Annotated in this window: 16 protein-coding genes and 3 tRNA genes; 9 read left to right on the top strand and 10 right to left on the bottom strand. The window is 33.6% G+C overall.

The genetic code is table 11. The annotated features are described in order from the left end of the window. Nucleotides 1–65: 65 nt before the first annotated feature. The 3 genes from ACZ0AH_RS05270 to tgt form a co-directional block, all read right to left on the bottom strand. A complete protein-coding gene (locus ACZ0AH_RS05270) occupies nucleotides 66–953 on the bottom strand; it encodes a DMT family transporter (protein WP_463474791.1) in 888 nt (295 codons plus the stop codon). Further along, nucleotides 940–2,028, bottom strand: coding sequence for an LptF/LptG family permease (locus tag ACZ0AH_RS05265; protein ID WP_463474790.1), 1,089 nt, complete (start codon nucleotides 2,026–2,028; stop codon nucleotides 940–942). The genes ACZ0AH_RS05270 and ACZ0AH_RS05265 overlap by 14 nt, the downstream gene beginning before the upstream one ends. A gap of 87 nt (nucleotides 2,029–2,115) precedes the next feature. Continuing rightward, on the bottom strand, nucleotides 2,116–3,246 hold the full coding sequence (gene tgt, locus ACZ0AH_RS05260) for a tRNA guanosine(34) transglycosylase Tgt (RefSeq protein WP_463474789.1): 1,131 nt from the start codon (nucleotides 3,244–3,246) through the stop codon (nucleotides 2,116–2,118). A gap of 408 nt (nucleotides 3,247–3,654) precedes the next feature. Here tgt and ACZ0AH_RS05255 point away from each other — a divergent pair, with 408 nt between their 5' ends. From ACZ0AH_RS05255 to ACZ0AH_RS05245, 3 genes are all read left to right on the top strand, one after another. Beyond that, nucleotides 3,655–3,969 carry a hypothetical protein gene (locus ACZ0AH_RS05255; protein WP_463474788.1) on the top strand — a complete coding sequence of 105 codons (315 nt, stop codon included), beginning with the start codon at nucleotides 3,655–3,657 and terminating at the stop codon, nucleotides 3,967–3,969. Nucleotides 3,970–4,209: 240 nt separating this feature from the next. Continuing rightward, nucleotides 4,210–5,061, top strand: a complete 852-nt coding sequence (locus ACZ0AH_RS05250) for a transketolase (RefSeq protein WP_463474787.1) — start codon at nucleotides 4,210–4,212, stop codon at nucleotides 5,059–5,061. An 87-nt stretch (nucleotides 5,062–5,148) separates the two neighbouring features. Continuing rightward, the gene (locus tag ACZ0AH_RS05245) at nucleotides 5,149–6,102 is read left to right on the top strand and encodes a transketolase family protein (RefSeq protein WP_463474786.1); all 954 of its coding nucleotides are present in this window, start codon (nucleotides 5,149–5,151) and stop codon (nucleotides 6,100–6,102) included. A gap of 176 nt (nucleotides 6,103–6,278) precedes the next feature. Here ACZ0AH_RS05245 and ACZ0AH_RS05240 read toward each other — a convergent pair whose 3' ends face one another. Further along, a complete protein-coding gene (locus ACZ0AH_RS05240; protein WP_463474785.1) occupies nucleotides 6,279–7,385 on the bottom strand; it encodes an FKBP-type peptidyl-prolyl cis-trans isomerase in 1,107 nt (368 codons plus the stop codon). Between the two features lie 79 nt (nucleotides 7,386–7,464). On the opposite strand from ACZ0AH_RS05240, the gene ACZ0AH_RS05235 reads away from it, so the two are divergent. Then, nucleotides 7,465–7,854, top strand: coding sequence for an RNA-binding S4 domain-containing protein (locus tag ACZ0AH_RS05235; RefSeq protein ID WP_463474784.1), 390 nt, complete (start codon nucleotides 7,465–7,467; stop codon nucleotides 7,852–7,854). Nucleotides 7,855–8,026: 172 nt separating this feature from the next. Continuing rightward, nucleotides 8,027–8,527, top strand: a complete 501-nt coding sequence (locus ACZ0AH_RS05230) for a phosphoribosyltransferase domain-containing protein (protein WP_463474783.1) — start codon at nucleotides 8,027–8,029, stop codon at nucleotides 8,525–8,527. Here ACZ0AH_RS05230 and ACZ0AH_RS05225 read toward each other — a convergent pair. Then, on the bottom strand, nucleotides 8,519–9,037 hold the full coding sequence (locus ACZ0AH_RS05225) for a shikimate kinase (protein WP_463474782.1): 519 nt from the start codon (nucleotides 9,035–9,037) through the stop codon (nucleotides 8,519–8,521). The genes ACZ0AH_RS05230 and ACZ0AH_RS05225 overlap by 9 nt on opposite strands. 125 nt (nucleotides 9,038–9,162) lie before the next feature. Between ACZ0AH_RS05225 and ACZ0AH_RS05220 the strand changes: the two genes are divergently transcribed. The 3 genes from ACZ0AH_RS05220 (at nucleotide 9,163) to ACZ0AH_RS05210 (ending at nucleotide 9,475) form a co-directional block, all read left to right on the top strand. After that, nucleotides 9,163–9,235, top strand: a tRNA-Lys gene (locus ACZ0AH_RS05220). 40 nt (nucleotides 9,236–9,275) lie between these two features. Further along, a tRNA-Lys gene (locus ACZ0AH_RS05215) sits at nucleotides 9,276–9,348 on the top strand. A gap of 44 nt (nucleotides 9,349–9,392) precedes the next feature. Further along, nucleotides 9,393–9,475, top strand: a tRNA-Leu gene (locus tag ACZ0AH_RS05210). A 106-nt stretch (nucleotides 9,476–9,581) separates the two neighbouring features. On the opposite strand, the gene ACZ0AH_RS05205 is transcribed toward ACZ0AH_RS05210, so the two are convergent. From ACZ0AH_RS05205 to ACZ0AH_RS05185, 5 genes are all read right to left on the bottom strand, one after another. Beyond that, entirely contained in the window at nucleotides 9,582–10,871 is a 1,290-nt protein-coding gene (locus ACZ0AH_RS05205; RefSeq protein ID WP_463474781.1) for a M20 metallopeptidase family protein, read from the bottom strand. Between the two features lie 63 nt (nucleotides 10,872–10,934). Beyond that, nucleotides 10,935–11,642 (bottom strand): AAA family ATPase, encoded by a 708-nt coding sequence (locus ACZ0AH_RS05200; RefSeq protein WP_463474780.1) that lies wholly within the window; start codon nucleotides 11,640–11,642, stop codon nucleotides 10,935–10,937. Nucleotides 11,643–11,811: 169 nt separating this feature from the next. Then, nucleotides 11,812–14,949 (bottom strand): DUF7619 domain-containing protein, encoded by a 3,138-nt coding sequence (locus ACZ0AH_RS05195; protein ID WP_463474779.1) that lies wholly within the window; start codon nucleotides 14,947–14,949, stop codon nucleotides 11,812–11,814. Between the two features lie 30 nt (nucleotides 14,950–14,979). Next, a complete protein-coding gene (locus tag ACZ0AH_RS05190) occupies nucleotides 14,980–15,741 on the bottom strand; it encodes a LytR/AlgR family response regulator transcription factor (protein WP_463474778.1) in 762 nt (253 codons plus the stop codon). Nucleotides 15,742–15,751: 10 nt separating this feature from the next. Beyond that, on the bottom strand, nucleotides 15,752–17,686 hold the full coding sequence (locus ACZ0AH_RS05185) for a tetratricopeptide repeat-containing sensor histidine kinase (RefSeq protein WP_463474777.1): 1,935 nt from the start codon (nucleotides 17,684–17,686) through the stop codon (nucleotides 15,752–15,754). A gap of 392 nt (nucleotides 17,687–18,078) precedes the next feature. Here ACZ0AH_RS05185 and ACZ0AH_RS05180 point away from each other — a divergent pair, with 392 nt between their 5' ends. Next, nucleotides 18,079–18,579 carry a tetratricopeptide repeat protein gene (locus ACZ0AH_RS05180; RefSeq protein ID WP_463474776.1) on the top strand — a complete coding sequence of 167 codons (501 nt, stop codon included), beginning with the start codon at nucleotides 18,079–18,081 and terminating at the stop codon, nucleotides 18,577–18,579. Nucleotides 18,580–18,635: the final 56 nt, after the last annotated feature.

Below are 18,635 nucleotides of genomic sequence, written 5' to 3'. Positions count from 1 at the left end.
TTATATCATTGGTGCAGATAATTGTTATTAAAGTATCAAATTGTAATTTAAAAATAAGTAAACTATTACACTTCTTTCTTATTTTTATAGTGTTTAAAAACGCCGTTTAAGATAACTGTAATTACAATTATTAAGGCGCCAATATAAAATTCTGTGCTCATTTTTTCTTTTCCTCCCAAAATAAAATAAGCCAGCATAATGCCGTAAACAGGCTCTAAATTAGTGGTTAACATTACGGTGTAAGGTGTTAATTTCTGCATTACTTTTACCGAAGCCGTAAAAGCATAAGCCGTACAAACTGAAGCCAATACAAGTAACAGAATCCAATTATTTAAGGACATCACGAAGAAATCTGCCGTAAATTTTCCCTGTACTAAAAAATAAACAGAAATAAAGAAAACCCCGGCACCAAATTCATAAAATGTAATAACCGAAGGCTCGTGATCCGAAATTAATTTTCCGTTCATTAACGTAAATAAAACACCCAGAATAATAGAAGCTAAAGCATAATACATGCCGTGCAGATATTTCACTTCAACCTGCATGATTAGTGCTAAACCTGCAATAATTATTAATCCGAAGAAAACTTCATACCACAAAATCTTTCTTCCGTAGAAAAGCGGCTCTAATAAGGAAGCAAAAAAAGCTCCCAACGAAAAAATCGAAAGTGTTATAGAAACATTCGAAACATGAATTGCCTTAAAAAAGAAAATCCAATGCATGGCAATCAGCAATCCAACAAAAATTAATTTGGCAAAAGATTTAGCCGAAATCACAAAGGATTGTTTTTTATATATGATAAAAGCTGCCAGAAAAACTCCAGCCAAAAGCATTCTGAACCAAACTAAATTTTCGGCATCAATGGTTATCAAAGCGCCTAAAATGGCCGTAAAACCCCAGATAAAAACAATTAAATGAAGGTTTAAATAACTTTTTAAATTATCGTTTCGCATTACGTAATAAATAAACTGCTAAAATTCCGAAAACAATATTCGGGAACCAGACAGCTAATAAAGGTGAGAAAGTAGATTTTTCGGCAAGAGTACCAAATATTTTATCGAAAAACACAAATGAAAAGGCAATTGCAATTCCGATAGCAAGATTGGTTCCCATACCACCACGGCGTTTCATTGCTGAAACCGCTACAGCAATAATCGTTAATATAAAGGCAGAAACCGGTACACTATATTTTTTATAAAGTACCACTAAATACGTATTGATATTTCCTGATCCTCGTTTACGTTCTTTTTCGATAAAGTCGATCAGTTTTCCTAACGGAAGTGTTTCTGCAATATAAACTACAGGCGTTAAATCCGCCAATTCAAATTTGAAAGGAACATTTTTTTCAGGAACTTTTTCAATTACATCATTCAAATCCCCAATCGTTCTTTTCGTATAATCATATAATATATAAGTCTTCTTTTTCGCATCCCATTTAATACGGCTTGCCGTAATTTTATAGGTCAGCTTATCTTTTTCAAAATGTTCCAGCGAAAAATTAAAAGCTGTTTTAGATTCTTCGTTAAAACTATTTACAAAAATAAAATCATTATCGTTAATTTGTCTGTACACATTCGTGTTTTCACCATGCATGAGCTCTTTTCCGTTTCCTTTTAAATAGGTGTACCTGAAATTATTGAAACCCTCACTCGCGGCAGGAACAATAAAGAAACCCATTAAAAGCACAAAAACCGAAACGATAGAAGCACCAATAATATAAGGTCGTAAAAAACGTGTAAATGAAATTCCCGAACTTAAAATTGCGATAATTTCTGTATTATTTGCCAATTTCGATGTAAACCAAATTACCGATAAAAACAAGAATATAGGAAATAGTGAATTAGCAAAATAAACGGTAAAATTGTAATAATAGAGCGCAATTGCCGTAAACGGAATTTTGTTTTCCAGCATTTTATTTACCTTTTCAGAGACGTCAATTACAATTCCAATCGGAATAAATAATAAGATCATCACCGAGAAAGTGGCTAAATATCTTTTTAAAATATACTTATCTATTATCGTCAGCATAGATTTTTTTGTTTTTGTTGTTTCACGTTTCATATTTCAGGTTACTCAAAGCAACGTGAAACCTGAAACGTGAAACTTGAAACTTTTTTAAAGTCTTTGGTCCATATTTTTAACCATCATTTCTTTCCATGGTCTAAAATCTCCTGCTAAGATATGTTTTCTGGCTTCACGAACCAACCACATATAGAAACCAAGATTATGAATTGTTGCAATTTGTTTTCCCAAATATTCATTTGCAGCAAATAAGTGACGCAAATAGGCTTTTGTATATTCTGTATCAACAAAAGTATGTCCCATTTCATCGATTGGCGAAAAATCAGCTTCCCACTTTTTATTTTTAATGTTAATTGTTCCATTTGCCGTAAACAACATTCCGTTTCTGGCATTTCTTGTTGGCATAACGCAATCAAACATATCAATTCCTAACGCAATATTTTCCAAAATATTTATCGGAGTTCCAACACCCATCAAATAACGAGGTTTATCTTCCGGTAAAATTTCACAAACAACTTCAGTCATGGCGTACATTTCTTCAGCAGGCTCTCCTACTGACAATCCACCAATTGCATTTCCTTGCTGACCTGAACTCGCAATATATTCGGCTGATTGTTGACGCAAATCTTTATAGGTACTTCCCTGAACAATCGGAAAAAATGTTTGCTCGTACCCATATTTATAAGGCACTTTATCTAAATGATTAATACAACGATCTAACCAACGGTGCGTCATGTGCATCGAACGTTGCGCATATCTGTAATCGCAAGGATAAGGCGTACATTCATCAAAAGCCATAATAATATCAGCTCCAATTGTGCGCTGAATTTCCATTACACTTTCCGGTGAAAAAAAGTGATAAGAACCATCAATATGCGATTTAAACTTTACTCCTTCTTCTTTAATTTTTCTGTTATTAGAAAGAGAATATACCTGATATCCACCTGAATCAGTCAAAATATTACGATCCCAATTCATGAATTTATGCAATCCTCCCGCTTTTTCAAGAATTTCTGTTTGCGGACGTAAGTATAAATGGTATGTATTTCCCAGAATAATATCCGGATTAATATCTTCTTTAAGTTCGCGTTGGTGTACTCCTTTTACTGAAGCTACAGTTCCAACAGGCATAAAAATAGGCGTTTCAATTACGCCGTGATCTGTAGTAATGCTACCCGCTCTTGCTTTAGATTGCGGATCTTTTTGTAATAAATCAAACTTCATCTGTTTCTTTTTTCAGTCGGCAAAGATAGGTTAATTTCAGAGAAAATTAATTAGATAATGTGGCAATTAGAAAATTAGATAATGAAGAATTACTATAACAATAAAATTAGGTTGGAATTTGGTCCCGAAGCTTGGGGATAAAAAAATTGAAATTGAAATTTTTATTTGGGCGTTCCCTTCGGTCGGGCTGTCCACTATATCTTTTGTTTTTTAAAGAAAAAAACAAAAGGATATCACTCCCATCCCTAACGCAAAAAAGACGGGACATTTTTTTAAGAAATTGCAATAATCACAAATGCAAAAATTACAACAATTATAACATAAAAGTATAACACGATCGAAAGATTGATTTGTAACTTTAATACATACTAGAAAATGAAATTATTATCCATTTAAAAATATAGAATCATGATAAATTCAGAAGAAAAAAATCCAATAAGTGAAGATCAGATAAAAGAAGATCAGATCGAGAGAAATCTTGAAAATTTAGATTATCCGGCAAGTGAAGATATTTATAATCAAGAAGATAAACTTGAAGATATCGATGCAGAAGAAATTTCAACAGAAAAAACCATCAATCAGGACAATCACGAATGGAAACAAAACAGCGACAAACTCGGAAATGATTTAGACATTCCAGGTTCAGAACTTGATGATGAACAAGAAGATGTTGGATCCGAAGACGAAGAAAATAATTTTTATAGCGAAGGAGATACCGAATAAGCCTTTTTTGACCCAAATTACAATTTTGCCACACCTTAAAAGATAAAGATTTTTAAATCAACATTATCTTTTAAGGTGTGGCAAACTTTTATATACTACGCACAAGATTTTGGAGTTTTTTTTTAATATCAATAAAAAAACAAGCAGAATTTAACAATCATAGCAAACTAAAGCAAAAAATCATTTGTGTCCCCGCAAAATAAAAATTACTTTTGCACCAGTTTAACTTTTACATATAAAATGAAGCCTAACACACAACAATTAAGCGATTTAACTATCCAAGTAAGAAGAGATATTCTTCGAATGGTACATGCTGTCAACTCAGGCCACCCAGGTGGATCATTAGGTTGTACTGAATTTTTGGTAACACTATACCAAAACATTATGGAGCGCAAAGAAGGTTTTGATATGGACGGAATTGGAGAAGACATCTTTTTCCTTTCAAACGGTCATATTTCTCCAGTATTTTATAGCGTTTTAGCACGTAGCGGTTATTTCCCTGTATCAGAACTAGCAACTTTTAGATTACTAAACTCACGTTTACAAGGACACCCAACAACTCACGAAGGTTTACCTGGTGTACGTATGGCTTCTGGTTCATTAGGACAAGGTTTATCTGTAGCACTTGGTGCAGCTCAGGCAAAAAAACTAAATGGTGACAATCATTTAATTTACACTTTACACGGTGACGGAGAATTACAAGAAGGTCAAAACTGGGAAGCGATCATGTATGCTTCTGCAAAAAAAGTAGACAACCTTATTGCAACTGTTGACGTTAACGGAAAACAAATTGACGGAACAACTGACGAAGTTTTAGCAATGGGAAGTATCCGTGCTAAATTTGAAGCTTTTGACTGGGACGTTCTTGAAATCAAAGAAGGAAACAACATCGACGCTATCATCGCAGGTTTAACTGACGCTAAATCAAGAACAGGAAAAGGAAAACCAGTTTGTATTTTATTATATACTGAAATGGGTAACGGAGTTGATTTTATGATGCATACTCATGCATGGCATGGTAAAGCACCAAACAACGATCAGTTGGCAAGTGCTTTGGCTCAAAACTATTCTGCAGATCAAATCGACTATTAAAAAAGTGTTCAGTCTCAGTGGGCAGTTCTCAGTATAAAAACTCAGAAACTTAGCCACTTAGAAACTTAGCATCTCAAAAGAAAAACAATGAAAAAATACGAAAATACAGGAAGTAAAGACACTCGTTCAGGTTTTGGAGCGGGAATGACTGAATTAGGTCAAAAAAATGAAAAAGTAGTAGCACTTTGTGCTGATTTAATTGGATCATTAAAATTTGATGATTTCAAAAAAAATCACCCGGAGCGTTTTTTCCAAATTGGAATCGCAGAAGCTAACATGATTGGTATCGCTGCAGGTTTAACAATTGGAGGAAAAATTCCTTTTACAGGAACTTTCGCTAACTTCTCAACAGGAAGAGTTTACGATCAAATTCGTCAATCAGTTGCTTATTCTGATAAAAACGTGAAAATTTGTGCTTCTCACGCAGGTTTAACACTTGGTGAAGACGGAGCAACACACCAAATCCTTGAAGATATTGGTTTAATGAAAATGTTGCCAGGAATGACTGTAATCAATACTTGCGATTACAATCAGACTAAAGCAGCTACTTTAGCATTAGCAGATCATCATGGTCCGGCTTATTTACGTTTTGGCCGTCCGGTTGTACCTAACTTCACTCCTGCTGACGAACCTTTCGTAATTGGAAAAGCTATTTTATTAAGCGAAGGAACTGATGTAACTATTGTTGCAACAGGACACTTAGTTTGGGAAGCCCTTATTGCTGCTGAAGCTCTTGAAGCAAAAGGAATTTCTGCCGAGGTAATCAACATCCATACAATTAAACCTCTTGACGAAGAAGCGATTCTAAAATCATTGGCTAAAACAAAATGTGTGGTAACTGCAGAAGAGCACAACATTCTTGGAGGTCTTGGAGAAAGCGTTTCCAGAGTATTAGCTTTAAACAATCCAGCTCCACAAGAGTTTGTAGCTGTAAACGATAGTTTTGGTGAATCTGGAACTCCAGAGCAATTAATGGAAAAATACAAATTAAACAATCAAGCCATTGTTGAAGCTGTAGAAAGAGTTATCAAAAGAAAATAATTTTTAATTTTCTTACTTATAAAAAATCCTCGAAAAGTAATTTTCGAGGATTTTTGTTTATACAAATTTAGTACGCATAAATACAAAGACTTCTTTTTTTATAAAACTTCCAGCAATTATTATCCATAAAAAAACCCGAAACTAGCTTTCGGGTTTTTTTATTTCAATGCAAATCATTACTTAGCCGAATGATGCGCTTTATCAACATGAATTCTTAATCTGGTTGGAGAAAGATAATCAATATCCTCATTTTTTCCGCTTGGTGTAAACGAAGGAATTCCATGACGTTCCGTTTCATCTACATTTGGAGTTTTAGGATTATCATCAACCTTATCAAAAGGATAATACTTACTTAAACCAGAAATTAAAGGATCAAGATCATAATCTGGTTTTGTAATTTCAAATCTTGTTTTATAACCATCCCCATCATCATCAAAATCTAAAAAGTCAGCGATCCCGTCACCATCAGTATCATCAATTAAATTAGCCGGAGGATTAGGAAATTTAGCCGTATCTCTAAAATCATAAACATACCCGTCATGATTAATATCTTCTAAATAATCAGGAACTCCATCAGGAATATTTGTTGCCTGACCTCCAACATTTTCTATATCATGATCTAATCTTTGAACATCATACAATTTAAAACTAAATACCAAAGGAGAATAAATTGGAATTTTACCTTGAGCAGATCCGTAATATCCTAAACCTGATGGCAAAAACATTACTCCCGCTCCATAATTATCATAAGTTACAGTACCATCAGGCCCATTGGCTGGAGTACCGGTTTTAAATTGAGGAAAAATTTCTCCCCAGCCATCTATTACAGGAGCTGTTGCATACATATATAAATCGAAAGTTCCTCCAACACCATATGAAGAATCAAAAAGAGTTCCGTCTAGTAAATTTCCTGAATAAGAAGCATAAATTCGATCTGAATTACAAGGAGACTGACCTGTTCCTTTTCTTAAAGTCAAATAATAGACTTTATAAGTAACATCATGGTTGTAAACATTTCTAAATTGCAGTGGATAATCTGTTTGATCCCAAATAGAAACCTGTGTACCACCAGCAGGAATTTTAGTTATTGTAACATCATAAGTTGGTGTTACAGTTATATAATTAGTCTTTAAATATTTTACAATTGAGTCATTATCAGCATTATATTGTACTGTATAATCCCTTAAGGGAACGACCACAATATCATCATCATCTTTTTTATTACAAGAAACCAAAGAAATACCCGCAAGCAATAAAATAAAATAATATTTAAATTTATTCATTATTGTTAATTTTTTAAGTGCGCAAGATACAATATTGATTTATTTTTGTAAAGAATTTAACTTTGATTTTAGAAAAATTATGAGAATAGATAAATACTTATGGTGCGTGCGTTATTACAAGACCAGAAATATGGTAACTGAAGCATGCAAAAAAAACCATATCACAGTAAATGGGCAGGTTGCCAAACCATCTAAGGAAGTTTTCCCAACGGATAGAATTACCTTTAGAAAAGATCAGATTACACAAATTATTACCGTACTCGATATTCCCGAAAGTCGTGTGGGCGCAAAACTTGTTGATATATACCGAAAAAACGAAACTTCTCCGGAAGCATATGCGCATTTAGAGTTATTAAAACTATCCAAAGAACATTATCGCAAAGCCGGAACCGGAAGACCAACCAAAAAAGACAGAAGAGATATTGACGAATACGGTAATGAAATTTTTGATGAAGACGAGGAAAATTAAATTCCAACTTTTAAAATCAAAATTCAAAAATTACAGTTTTAAAATTCCAAAGATTAAATTCCAAAGATTAAATTCCAAAATCCAAAAAAAATTAAAATCAAAACCTCAATATTGGGATTTGGATTTTAAAAGTTGGAATTTAAATTAGTTATATTAGCAAAAAAAATAAATCATGAGCAAAAACATCATTTTAAACAATCAGGAAATCGAACATAAAATAAAACGTATCGCTTATCAAATTTACGAGACTTTTGTTGATGAAGAAGAAATTGTGATTGCCGGAATCGCTTCTAACGGTTCTGTTTTTGCCCAAAAAATTGCCGAAGCTTTAAGCAATATTTCGACACTTAAGGTTTCGCTTTGCGAAGTCAAAGTCGATAAGCAAAATCCACAATTGCCAATACAGACTTCTTTGACTGCATCAGAATACGAAAACAAAGGATTAGTATTGGTTGACGACGTTTTAAACTCCGGAACAACTTTAATCTACGCTGTTCGTCATTTCTTAGACGTTCCGTTAAAGAAATTCAAAACAGCGGTACTTGTTGACAGAAATCATAAAAAATATCCTGTAAAGGCCGATTTTAAAGGAATTTCACTTTCTACATCTTTATTAGAGCATGTACAAGTTGTTTTTGATGACAATGGCGACGATTATGCCTTTTTAAGCTAATACCTCTAAAATATCTTCAACCGTTTCTTCGACAGTCTTATTATCAACCACCACTTTATGCTGTGCATGGTTATAATAGAAACTTCTGTCGAATAAATGTTTGGCAATAAATTCTCTCATTTCTTCTTCATCCATATTGGCAATTAAAGGACGTTTACTTTTATTGTGCACTAATCTATTATATAAAGTCTCTATTGAAGCCTTTAAATAAATAGAGGTAACATCATCTCTTTTTAGTAATTCATGATTATTGGCATAACAAGGCGTTCCTCCGCCTAAACCAATTATGCTGTTTTCTGAAGATTCGAGTAATTCCAGAAACATTTTGTGTTCTAATTTTCTAAAATAAATCTCTCCGTGTTGTTCGAAAATTTCATTTATAGATAAATTTGCTCTTTTTTCGATGCATTTATCTAAATCTAAAAACGGAATATTTGTAATTTTTGAAAGATTTTGGGCAATAGTTGACTTTCCGCAACCCATATATCCTAATAATATGATTTTTTTCATTTTAATAAAACCCTATAAACTAGGGCGTTGTAGACGTTGGTTAAAAAAAGACAAATTTATAATAAAAATGCTTGCAAATAATAAAATAAACTCCTTATATTTGCACCCGCATTCAAGAAACATATGACTCGATAGCTCAGTCGGTAGAGCACATCACTTTTAATGATGGGGTCCTGGGTTCGAGCCCCAGTCGGGTCACAAAATTTGTGATTAACAAAATAAGTTTCTTGAAAGCAATGACTCGATAGCTCAGTCGGTAGAGCACATCACTTTTAATGATGGGGTCCTGGGTTCGAGCCCCAGTCGGGTCACAAAAGGTCGAGTAATTTATTTTACTTGACCTTTTTTTATTTTAGGCCACGTGGAGAAACGGTAGACTTGCCATCTTGAGGGGGTGGTGCTCGTAAGGGCGTGTGGGTTCAAATCCCACCGTGGTCACAAAATAAAAAAAACCTATTTCATCTGAAATAGGTTTTTTTTATGTCTTTTTTGAACGTTTGTAAAATCAGCGTTTTTACAAAACTGCAATTAAGTGAATCTGGTTTTATTTACCCCTTTCAAATAGCAACGAAGAAAATGTTCTTACTCCAGTTCTAATACATTCTTCATCAACTTCAAAATCAGGAGCATGATTCATGGCTATGATTCCCTTTTCGAAGTTGGAACCTCCCAAAAAGAAATAAACTCCCGGTATTTTTTGTTGAAAATAAGCGAAATCATCATTAAAATAAGGAACCTGCCCGTAATCTGTAGTAACAAATTCTTTTCCGTAAATATCATCAAGCGTATTTACAGCCGTGCGGGTTAAATTTGGATCGTTTACAACCGTTGGATTTTCTTTTATGAACGTAACAGAAAGTAATTGAGAAGCGTAATTACTGTCTTTGATTACCTTTTCAACGGCAGGAATAATGTTTTTTAATCGAGTGGCATCTGTTTCATATATTTCTGCATTTATATGGAACGTGCCGTTTTTAGAATAGCTTCTGAAATTTCCCTCCGTAATAAAATAATCTTTGAATATGGTGTTTGGATTCGTCAATCCAATTTTAGGATCTATAATAGACTGGATTTCCCATGGCTTACTGCCATTATTTGTCCTAACTAAGGAATTGCGAATTTTTGATGTGAGTTCTTTCACCTCATCGGCAGATAATGTATTCTTAAACTGAATTCCTATTTCTTTTTGGTAGGCGAACATTTCATTTGGCTTTACCATTATTTGTCCCACTGGTAATGCTGTTACATGAAGTCCATAAATTTCATCAATTTTAAATTTGGCAACTATTTTATTTTCAATCATTTTTTTTGCGCCTACAAACGTTTCTTCTTCCGGCTGAAAAATAAAACAAACCGTTCCGTGCAATGACTTTTTGTTTTTTGTCAAAACTTCGGCTATTCCTAATGCAATTGCCATATGCACATCATGTCCGCAACCATGCTGAACACCTTTTACTTTGGATTTAAAATCAGATTTATCCGGAAAGTCATTTGGCAAAGCGTCCATTTCTGCTCGCCAGGCAATTCTTTTGCCTTTTTTACCGCCTTTTAAAATACCAACGATCCCATAACCGTAAATATCCATTTCGACCTGAAGTCCTAAATTCAATAAATATTTTTTTATTGTTTCCTGCGTACTCTTTTCTTTTCCTGCAAGTTCCGGATTTTGATGTAACGCTCTTCTAATTTGAACGAGACTATTAAAAACCTCATCCGTATCAAGCCGAATAGATTCTTTAATCGCGGCTTCGTTCTTTTTCACCTGTCCGTAAACAATGTATTGTGTACAAAATAGGCTCACAATAAGTAATGACAATAGAATTTGTTTATTCATTTTTTAGGTTTATTAATTTTTTAGGTTTGGAGTTTTTATAAATAGCCAATTTTCTTTCATATCTTATTTCTGAAGTTCCAATTCCTCAATAATGAGCTTTTTCATTGTGGTATGAATATAATCTTTTGCTTCAGCATAAGAGATTTTATACTTACGTGGAATTTCCTGCAAATGAAGAGGAAATGCCACTAAGATTTTATCATAATAAAGATCTAATTCATTTTCGTCAGGCATTTCAAATTTTAACCTTAATTGAAATCGTCGCAATAACGCCGTATCGATCATATTGTAATTATTCGTTGCGCACATCAACAAACTGTCACTTGGAAAATAATCTATCAATTGGATCAAAGTATTTACCAAACGTCGCATTTCTCCAACGTCTTTATCATCGCTATCCCTGCTTTTTCCTATTTGATCAAATTCGTCTAAAAACAAAACGGCTTTTTCCCGAATCGCTTTATCAAATATGGCTTTTACATTTTTAGAAGTTTCACCAATTCGGGCATTAATTAAAGTACTCAGATTGATAATTACGATATTTTTGTTCAAAGCTGCAGCAATCGCTTTTGCAGTTGTTGTTTTTCCGCATCCTGAATGACCGTAAAGCAATATTTTATGATCAACATTAAGATTGTACTTTTTTAATTCTTCGATGTACTGATGCTCTTTAATAGTCTGCGCTAAAGCGATTTTATTTTCGTCGCTAAAAAGCAAATCCTTCAACGCTATTTTTTCGGTATCGTTTACGGTAAGTTCGTATAGATTCATTTCAATTTTTATTTGATGTAAAATTATACCTTATTATCTAATATCCTTATTTTCATATTTCTTTTCCAAAAAAATATTAATTTTTTCAATAAAAAAAACCTTTCAAAATCAATGACTTTGAAAGGCTTGTGAGCAGTATAAAATATACCTGAATGTATTTTTAATTATTTTATTCTTTAATTATTTTCTCGACTTTGATTCCTTTATCAGAAGTAATTCTCAAGAAGTATAATCCGTTTGCTTTATCAGAAATATCAAGTTGCGAAGTATTTTTATCTTCTATTTTTCTTTGAAGAATTCTTCCCTGAACATCAAATAATTCAATTGATTTTATTGTGGTATTACAATCAACATGAATTTCTCCTTTTGTTTGGGTTGGATATATTCTGATGCTTTTATCTTGTTCAAAATCTTTATTGCCTAATGATTTAAAAATCGTTTCGGCTTTATTGGTTTCGACTGCTGCATTATAATCAAAATAAATATCAGCTTCTTTACCAACCTGATCGCCTGTAATAAGTGATGATAGGGTTTTTATTTTAAATAAAATATTTCCATGACCTCCAACCGGCGGCGTTTTTATCATACCCAAATTGATATTTTCAAAAACAAATTCGGCTACATTTTTCTTCACCAAAATTTTCGCGGGATGAGAAGCGTTTAATAGTTGCAATGAATTAATATCGTATTTGCTTTCGTCGATAACAATTTTTACGACTACTTTTTCAGCTTCGGCTGTGCCTGTATTTTCAAAATTCACTACATAATGCAAATAATCGCCAATTGCCGAAGGAGAAACACTTTCGCCTTCCATACACGTAATATCATTTGGGTCATATGAACCAATTATAGTCTGATTGTAAACAAACTGATTATCTGATGGATTTATATCACCGGAAACAGGATTTATAGAAGCTGTAAAATTCAGGATATCTCCCAGATTTGCGGGCGGAGTCTGCGTTGGCGTATTTACATTTAAACCTACATAAAAAGTTCTGCTTTCAAACGGTAACAAATTGGTGTAATTCCAACTCATCGAACCCGGAATTTGGGTGTTTGGCGCTAAAGTTGCCAAAGCATAATGCAGCAAATTTTGATTGTAGTTAAAATCGGCAGTTCCGTTAAGAGTTTGATTTCCTTTATTTTTAATCACAATTTCGTACCAGGCCATAAATCCTGGTTTTGCCGGATAAATTGGCGCAATAACAATCTCAGCATCATTTATAGTTCCTGCAGAAGTCACACAGAAATCCTGAGTCGAAACATGATTATTATTATCTGCAAATATAACGGCTGGCAAAGCTGGCGAAATCGAAAAGAATGTTGGGTTTTCTACAGCAGGTTTTAGCGTAAAATTTCCTGTGCCGGTATAGAAAGTATATTTTCCGTTTTTATCTGTAAAAGTAGAACTTTGCGTAACACCATCGTTCAAATTTACTTTTACATTTGCTTGTTTGGCATCATTGATATCACAACCATTATTATCAACATCAAAGGCAATTGTTCCGGTTATGGTGTTGTAATTTCCGCCTGGAGCGAAAGTACAATACGAATTTACAACCGCATTTGACAATCCTAAACCTAACAAATAATTTTTCGTGTCTTCGATATAAGCGTCATCCTGACAAACAAAAACCAATCCTGTATTTCCGGCTCCAAAAAAGAAATCTTCATCTCTCCCATTCTTGGCAAAAACCATTTTAAGATTCGGATTGTTATTTGCTGATAACGATTGGAAATTGAATAAATTCGAAACATCAATATTTTCTAAACCTGTATTACTAATATTTAAAACAGTAATATTTGGTGAACCCGAAAAATCTAAAGTTGTAATTGGTGCATCCATACAAAACAAATTTGTTAAGTTCATGCAGCCTGTTAAATTTAGTGACGTCAGGCTATTATAACTGACATTCAGAATTTTTAAATTAGCAAGACCAGAAGCATTTATTGTTGTTAACGGGGCTTTTTGAGCTATTTCTCCCGCAATCGAAAGTACTTCAAGCGCAGCACAACCCTGAACATTTATAGACAATAAGGCATTACTGATATTATTAATATTTTTCAAGGAACTGCAATTCGAAAAATCAGCAGTTACCAGAGGCGTATTCGGAATATTTAGATTTTTTAATGCTGTACAACCGGAAAGATTCAGATTGGTTGTTGGATTTAAATCCAGATCCAGAATTTCCAGATTGGTGTTTCCCGAAAGATTCAATGACAGAATTTGATTCGATTTTAAAAATGCATTTTTTAAATTAGAAGTTCCTGCAAGATTTAAATTCGAAATAGCATTTGTAGCTGCCAGAATTTGTACAAGATTTGGAGACGAACTTAAATTCAAAGCCGTAAGCTGATTGTTGCTGCAATCTATATTGGTAAGTGCCGTGCAGCCTGTTAATGTTAATGAAGTTAAAACATTATTTTTAATATTTAAATCTTTCAAAGCACTACAACCAGCCAGATTTAATGTCGTTAATGCATTATCCGGAATTTGCAGATATTCTAAACTGGAACAATTCGAAAAATCAGCTGTAATAAGTGCATTACTAAAAAGAAATGTCGATTGCGGAATATTAAGCAACGTACAACCTGAGGCATTTATACTGGTTAAAGTTGGATTATCCTCAATTAAAAAAGTAGTCAGCTTTGTTAATCCCGAAATATTTATTGAAGTCAGTTTATTATTTACAGCATTAAAAGATTCCAGATTTAAACAACCCGTTAAATCAAGAGCAGTCAGAATATTATCTTCCAGATATAATCCTTTTAAAGCTGCAAGATTACTAACATTGAAAGTATCAAATAAAGGATTTTGCTGCGCCACAATAGTAGCCAAACCTGAGCAATTCGAAATATTTAAAGTTGTCATTAAAGGATTTTCCATAACCGAAACTCCTGTCAATCCATTCATTCCTGAAATTGTCGCTGAAACTAAAGTTGGACTTTTTAGAAAAATTGTTTTCAGGTTTGGCATTCCGCTTAAATTAACAGACGTTGTGCTGATTCCGGTAAAACCTAATTCAGTTACGTTTGTAAAACCTTCAATTCCCTGAATATTCGTAACGGCATAAGCATTTGCTCCTTCAATCCAGAGCCTGTCGATCAAAGCCGCTTCAGAAATCTGAATTTGGTTATCAAAATTAGTATCTATTCGGGTTACAGCAACTCCGCCGGAAAAAGCAGTAAAGTTCGCAGCGCCTCCATTTACAAGCATTGCCTTAAAAGTAGGATCGGTAAAAGTTAAAACCTGCGCATTTAGCATTACGGTAAACAGCAGTAAAAGTATAAGTAGTTTTCTTTTCATAATTAATAGTTTTTGGTCTTTGGGGTAATTTTAAAGAGCATTAATTAACTCCTGTAGTTTTTCTTTTTTACTCTGCGCAATCGGAATATTAGAATTATCGGCCATAATCACATAACCTCCATCGGTTTTTATGTATGATTTGAGGTACGATAAATTAATAAGATGTGATTGATGAATGCGTTCAAAACCATGTTCGGCCAGAAGTTCCTCATATTCTTTGAGTGTTTTTGAAATCAATACCGGTTTGTGATTTTTGATAAAGAATTGCGTGTAATTTATTTTTGCTTCACAGCGAATAATATCCGAAACTTCAAACAAATGAATGCCGTCACTCGTAGAAAGCGCGATTCGTTTAAAATTATCTACCTTTTTTCGGATGTTTTCCAACAGCAAATCAATGTTTTCAAAGGAGTTATTCTTTCCAACAGCTTCTTTTATTTTTGCCATCGTAAATTGCAATTCCTCCGGATCAACCGGTTTTAATATAAAATCCAGCGCACTAAATTTAAATGCCTTTACAGCGTATTGCTCATGCGCGGTGATAAATACAATGTGGGCATTCAATTTTCCGTTTACTTTGGTAAGTCCTTCCAGTATATCAAATCCGGTTCCGTCCGTTAAGTGAATATCCAGAAAAATGACCTGAGGTCTTAATTTTTCAATAACAGCAATTCCGGTTTTTACACTTTCGGCTTCGCCAATAATCAAAATATCATTTGTATAACGGTCTAAAAGCGCTTTTAAACCGGTTCGCAAATGTTTGTCATCCTCAATTAATACTGCTGTTATCATTTATTTAAAATTAGGGTATGTATTGAACAGGCAATCGTAAAACTACTTTTGTGCCCGCTTTTTTATTATCAGATTGTAATTCGGTAATTTCTATTTGTGCCGATTTGGATGTGATGGATTCCATGATTTCCAAACGCTTTTTCGTGATTTCCAACGCCATCGATTTATGCGCCGTAACTGAGTTTTCTTTCAGATGTTTCGATTCAGACAAACCAATTCCATCATCCGTAATCGTACAAATCAACTGATCGTTTTCTACATCAAAATCAACTTCAATTTTTCCGTTTCCTTCTTTTGGAACAATTCCGTGAAGAATAGCATTTTCTACAAAAGGCTGAATCAATAAGGGCGATAATCCCATATTAAATTCTACTCTTTCGCTTGATCTTATTTCGAATTCAAACTTGTCATGAAAACGGAGCTGTTCCAGTTCCAGGTAATTCTGTAAACTCTCGATTTCCTTATCAATCGGAATCAACGAACCTTTAGAATATTCGAGTGTCAGACGCATTAGCTTTGAAAATTTAGACAAATATTTCAAAGCCGAATCTGTTCCGTTCTGAACAATAAAACTCGAAATCGAACTCAGGCAATTAAATACAAAATGCGGATTCATTTGCAAATGCAGCGCTTTCTGTTCGTATTCTGCCACTTCTTTTTTCAATGTCAGTTGGCGTTTTACCTGCATTCTGTTATAAATTACCAAAATCAAAGCGATCAGTAATAAAGTTCCCAGAATCGAAAAAATGATAAACTGAATCTGTCTTTTATTCTTCTCAGACAATAAAGCTTCTTTTTGTTTGTATTCGTAATTTACTTCGGCCAAAGCAAATTTCATACTGGTAGTTTCGTTAATAATACTGTCGCGTGCAGCCACATAATTTTTATAATGCAATAAAGCTTCATTAGGATTATTCAACGATTCATACAATTCGCTAAGCAGTTTTTCTGAATGATACGTTTGATCGAGAACGCCGATTTCCTTGGCATAATCAAGTGATTTTTGCGCAAAAGGCATTGCTTCTTTATACTTTTTTTGTTCCAGCAATAAGTTTCCGATATTATATAAAGAAAGTGCTGCGCCAAATTTATTCTGCAGTTCTTCATACAAATCCAATGACTTTTTATAATAATCTGAAGCGAGATTTACATCTTTTTGCTTCTTATAATAATCGCCCAGATAATTACACAATAACGCAAATCCGCGTTTGTTTTCATTTTTCTCAAACAGGTTTTTTGCTTTCTCATAATATGCAAAAGCGTTTTTGTCCTGCCCGGTTTCAAAATAAATTACACCAATATTAGTCAGCGTAACCGCCGCATTCTGTTCACCTAAAACCGATTGAATTTGAGATGCTTTCTTTAAATATTCTAAAGCTTTTGGGTAATTAAGCTGTGATTTATATATGATTCCAATATTATTTAAAGCCTTAGAAACATTTGCCTGTTCATCAATTTCCTGATATAATTTCAAGGCTTCTTCATAATTTTTCAAAGCCATACTTTGATTGCTTTGCTCCGAATATACAACTCCGGAACTCGCATAAGATCGCGCCAATCCGCTTTTTATTTCCTTCTTATTCGGGTTTTCCTGCAGCGCTTTTTTAAATTCAGTTTGGGCACTTTTAAAATATTTTAAAGCAACAGGATAATTTCCCAAAATAATCGAAGCATTTCCTTTGTTCACATAAGCCGTTGCAAGTCCAAAAGTAAAATCTGTTTTCTTGCTAATAAGCGATGCTTTTTGTGCATAAAACAAAGTCGAATCAGGATTGATTTCTTTATACAAATCCGCAATTTTATTGTACTGATTTACTTTTGAAGTATCAATTTTTGTGTGAATCAGAATCCTCTTCAAACTATCAATCTCAGTATTTTGAGCGCTTGATATTCCGCAAATGAAGCTAAAGAAAAAGAAAACTATAATACGTAATTTTTGGCTCACTATATTTTATATTGCTTGTTGTGAGACAAATGTATGATATGTTTTTTAGTATCATAACGTCAATTATTATTTATCAGGTTTGGATTATTATTTGATTCTTTTCAGTTATTTCTAAAAAACAAAACCTTTTAAATTTATCGTTTATCATTTTTTTCAGGAGCTAATCCAGCCATCCGCTGTATCTTTTCCCGGCTAAAGAAGCCAGAAAAAGGATGCCGCTCCTGTCTGGGCTAGGGCACCCATTTTCAAAATAAATTATAGATTTAGAAAACTATAATCATCTTCAAAATTATTGCTCATTATTTAACAAAAGAACTTCCGCAACAAAACAAAACTTTATTAAATTCGTTTTTAGAATAATTAACCTACTAACCTAAATCCCAAATTGGTTTATGAAACATTTATTACTAGTATCGTTTATCATGATTACGTGCTCGAGCTGGGCACAATCTGCAACTGGCTATTTTGACAAAGCCATGAAAAAAGCCGAAGCCGGCAACACAAAAGGCGCAATCGCCGATTATACAAAAGCCATCGCAATGAGCCCAAAATTTGTCGAGGCATATCAAAACCGAGGCGTAGCAAAATGCAAACTCAATGATTTAAAAGGAGCTTTAGACGATTTTAGCAAAACAATCGAATTAGACGACATGAACGCCGACGCTTTTACGGGCCGCGCAAACGTAAACTACAAATTACAAAACTTTAAGGAAACCATTTCCGATTGTACTTCTTCTCTTGGTTTAAATCCAAAAGATTATATCGCTTACAATTTAAGGGCTTTGGCGTATAATAAATTAGGAGACAAGAAAAATGCATGTAAAGATTTTTCAAAAGCAATTGAATTAGGAAGTCAAAGTGCTATAAAAAACAGAGCTACTTTTTGTAAATAACAAATCAAAATAAGCTTAACAGAAAACAATCTGCAAAACAACATGTTTGCAGGTTG

The sequence above is a fragment of the Flavobacterium sp. AC105 genome (genome assembly GCF_979258495.1).
Note: the sequence above shows the minus strand (reverse complement) of the source record. Positions and strands in the feature narration are given on the sequence as shown.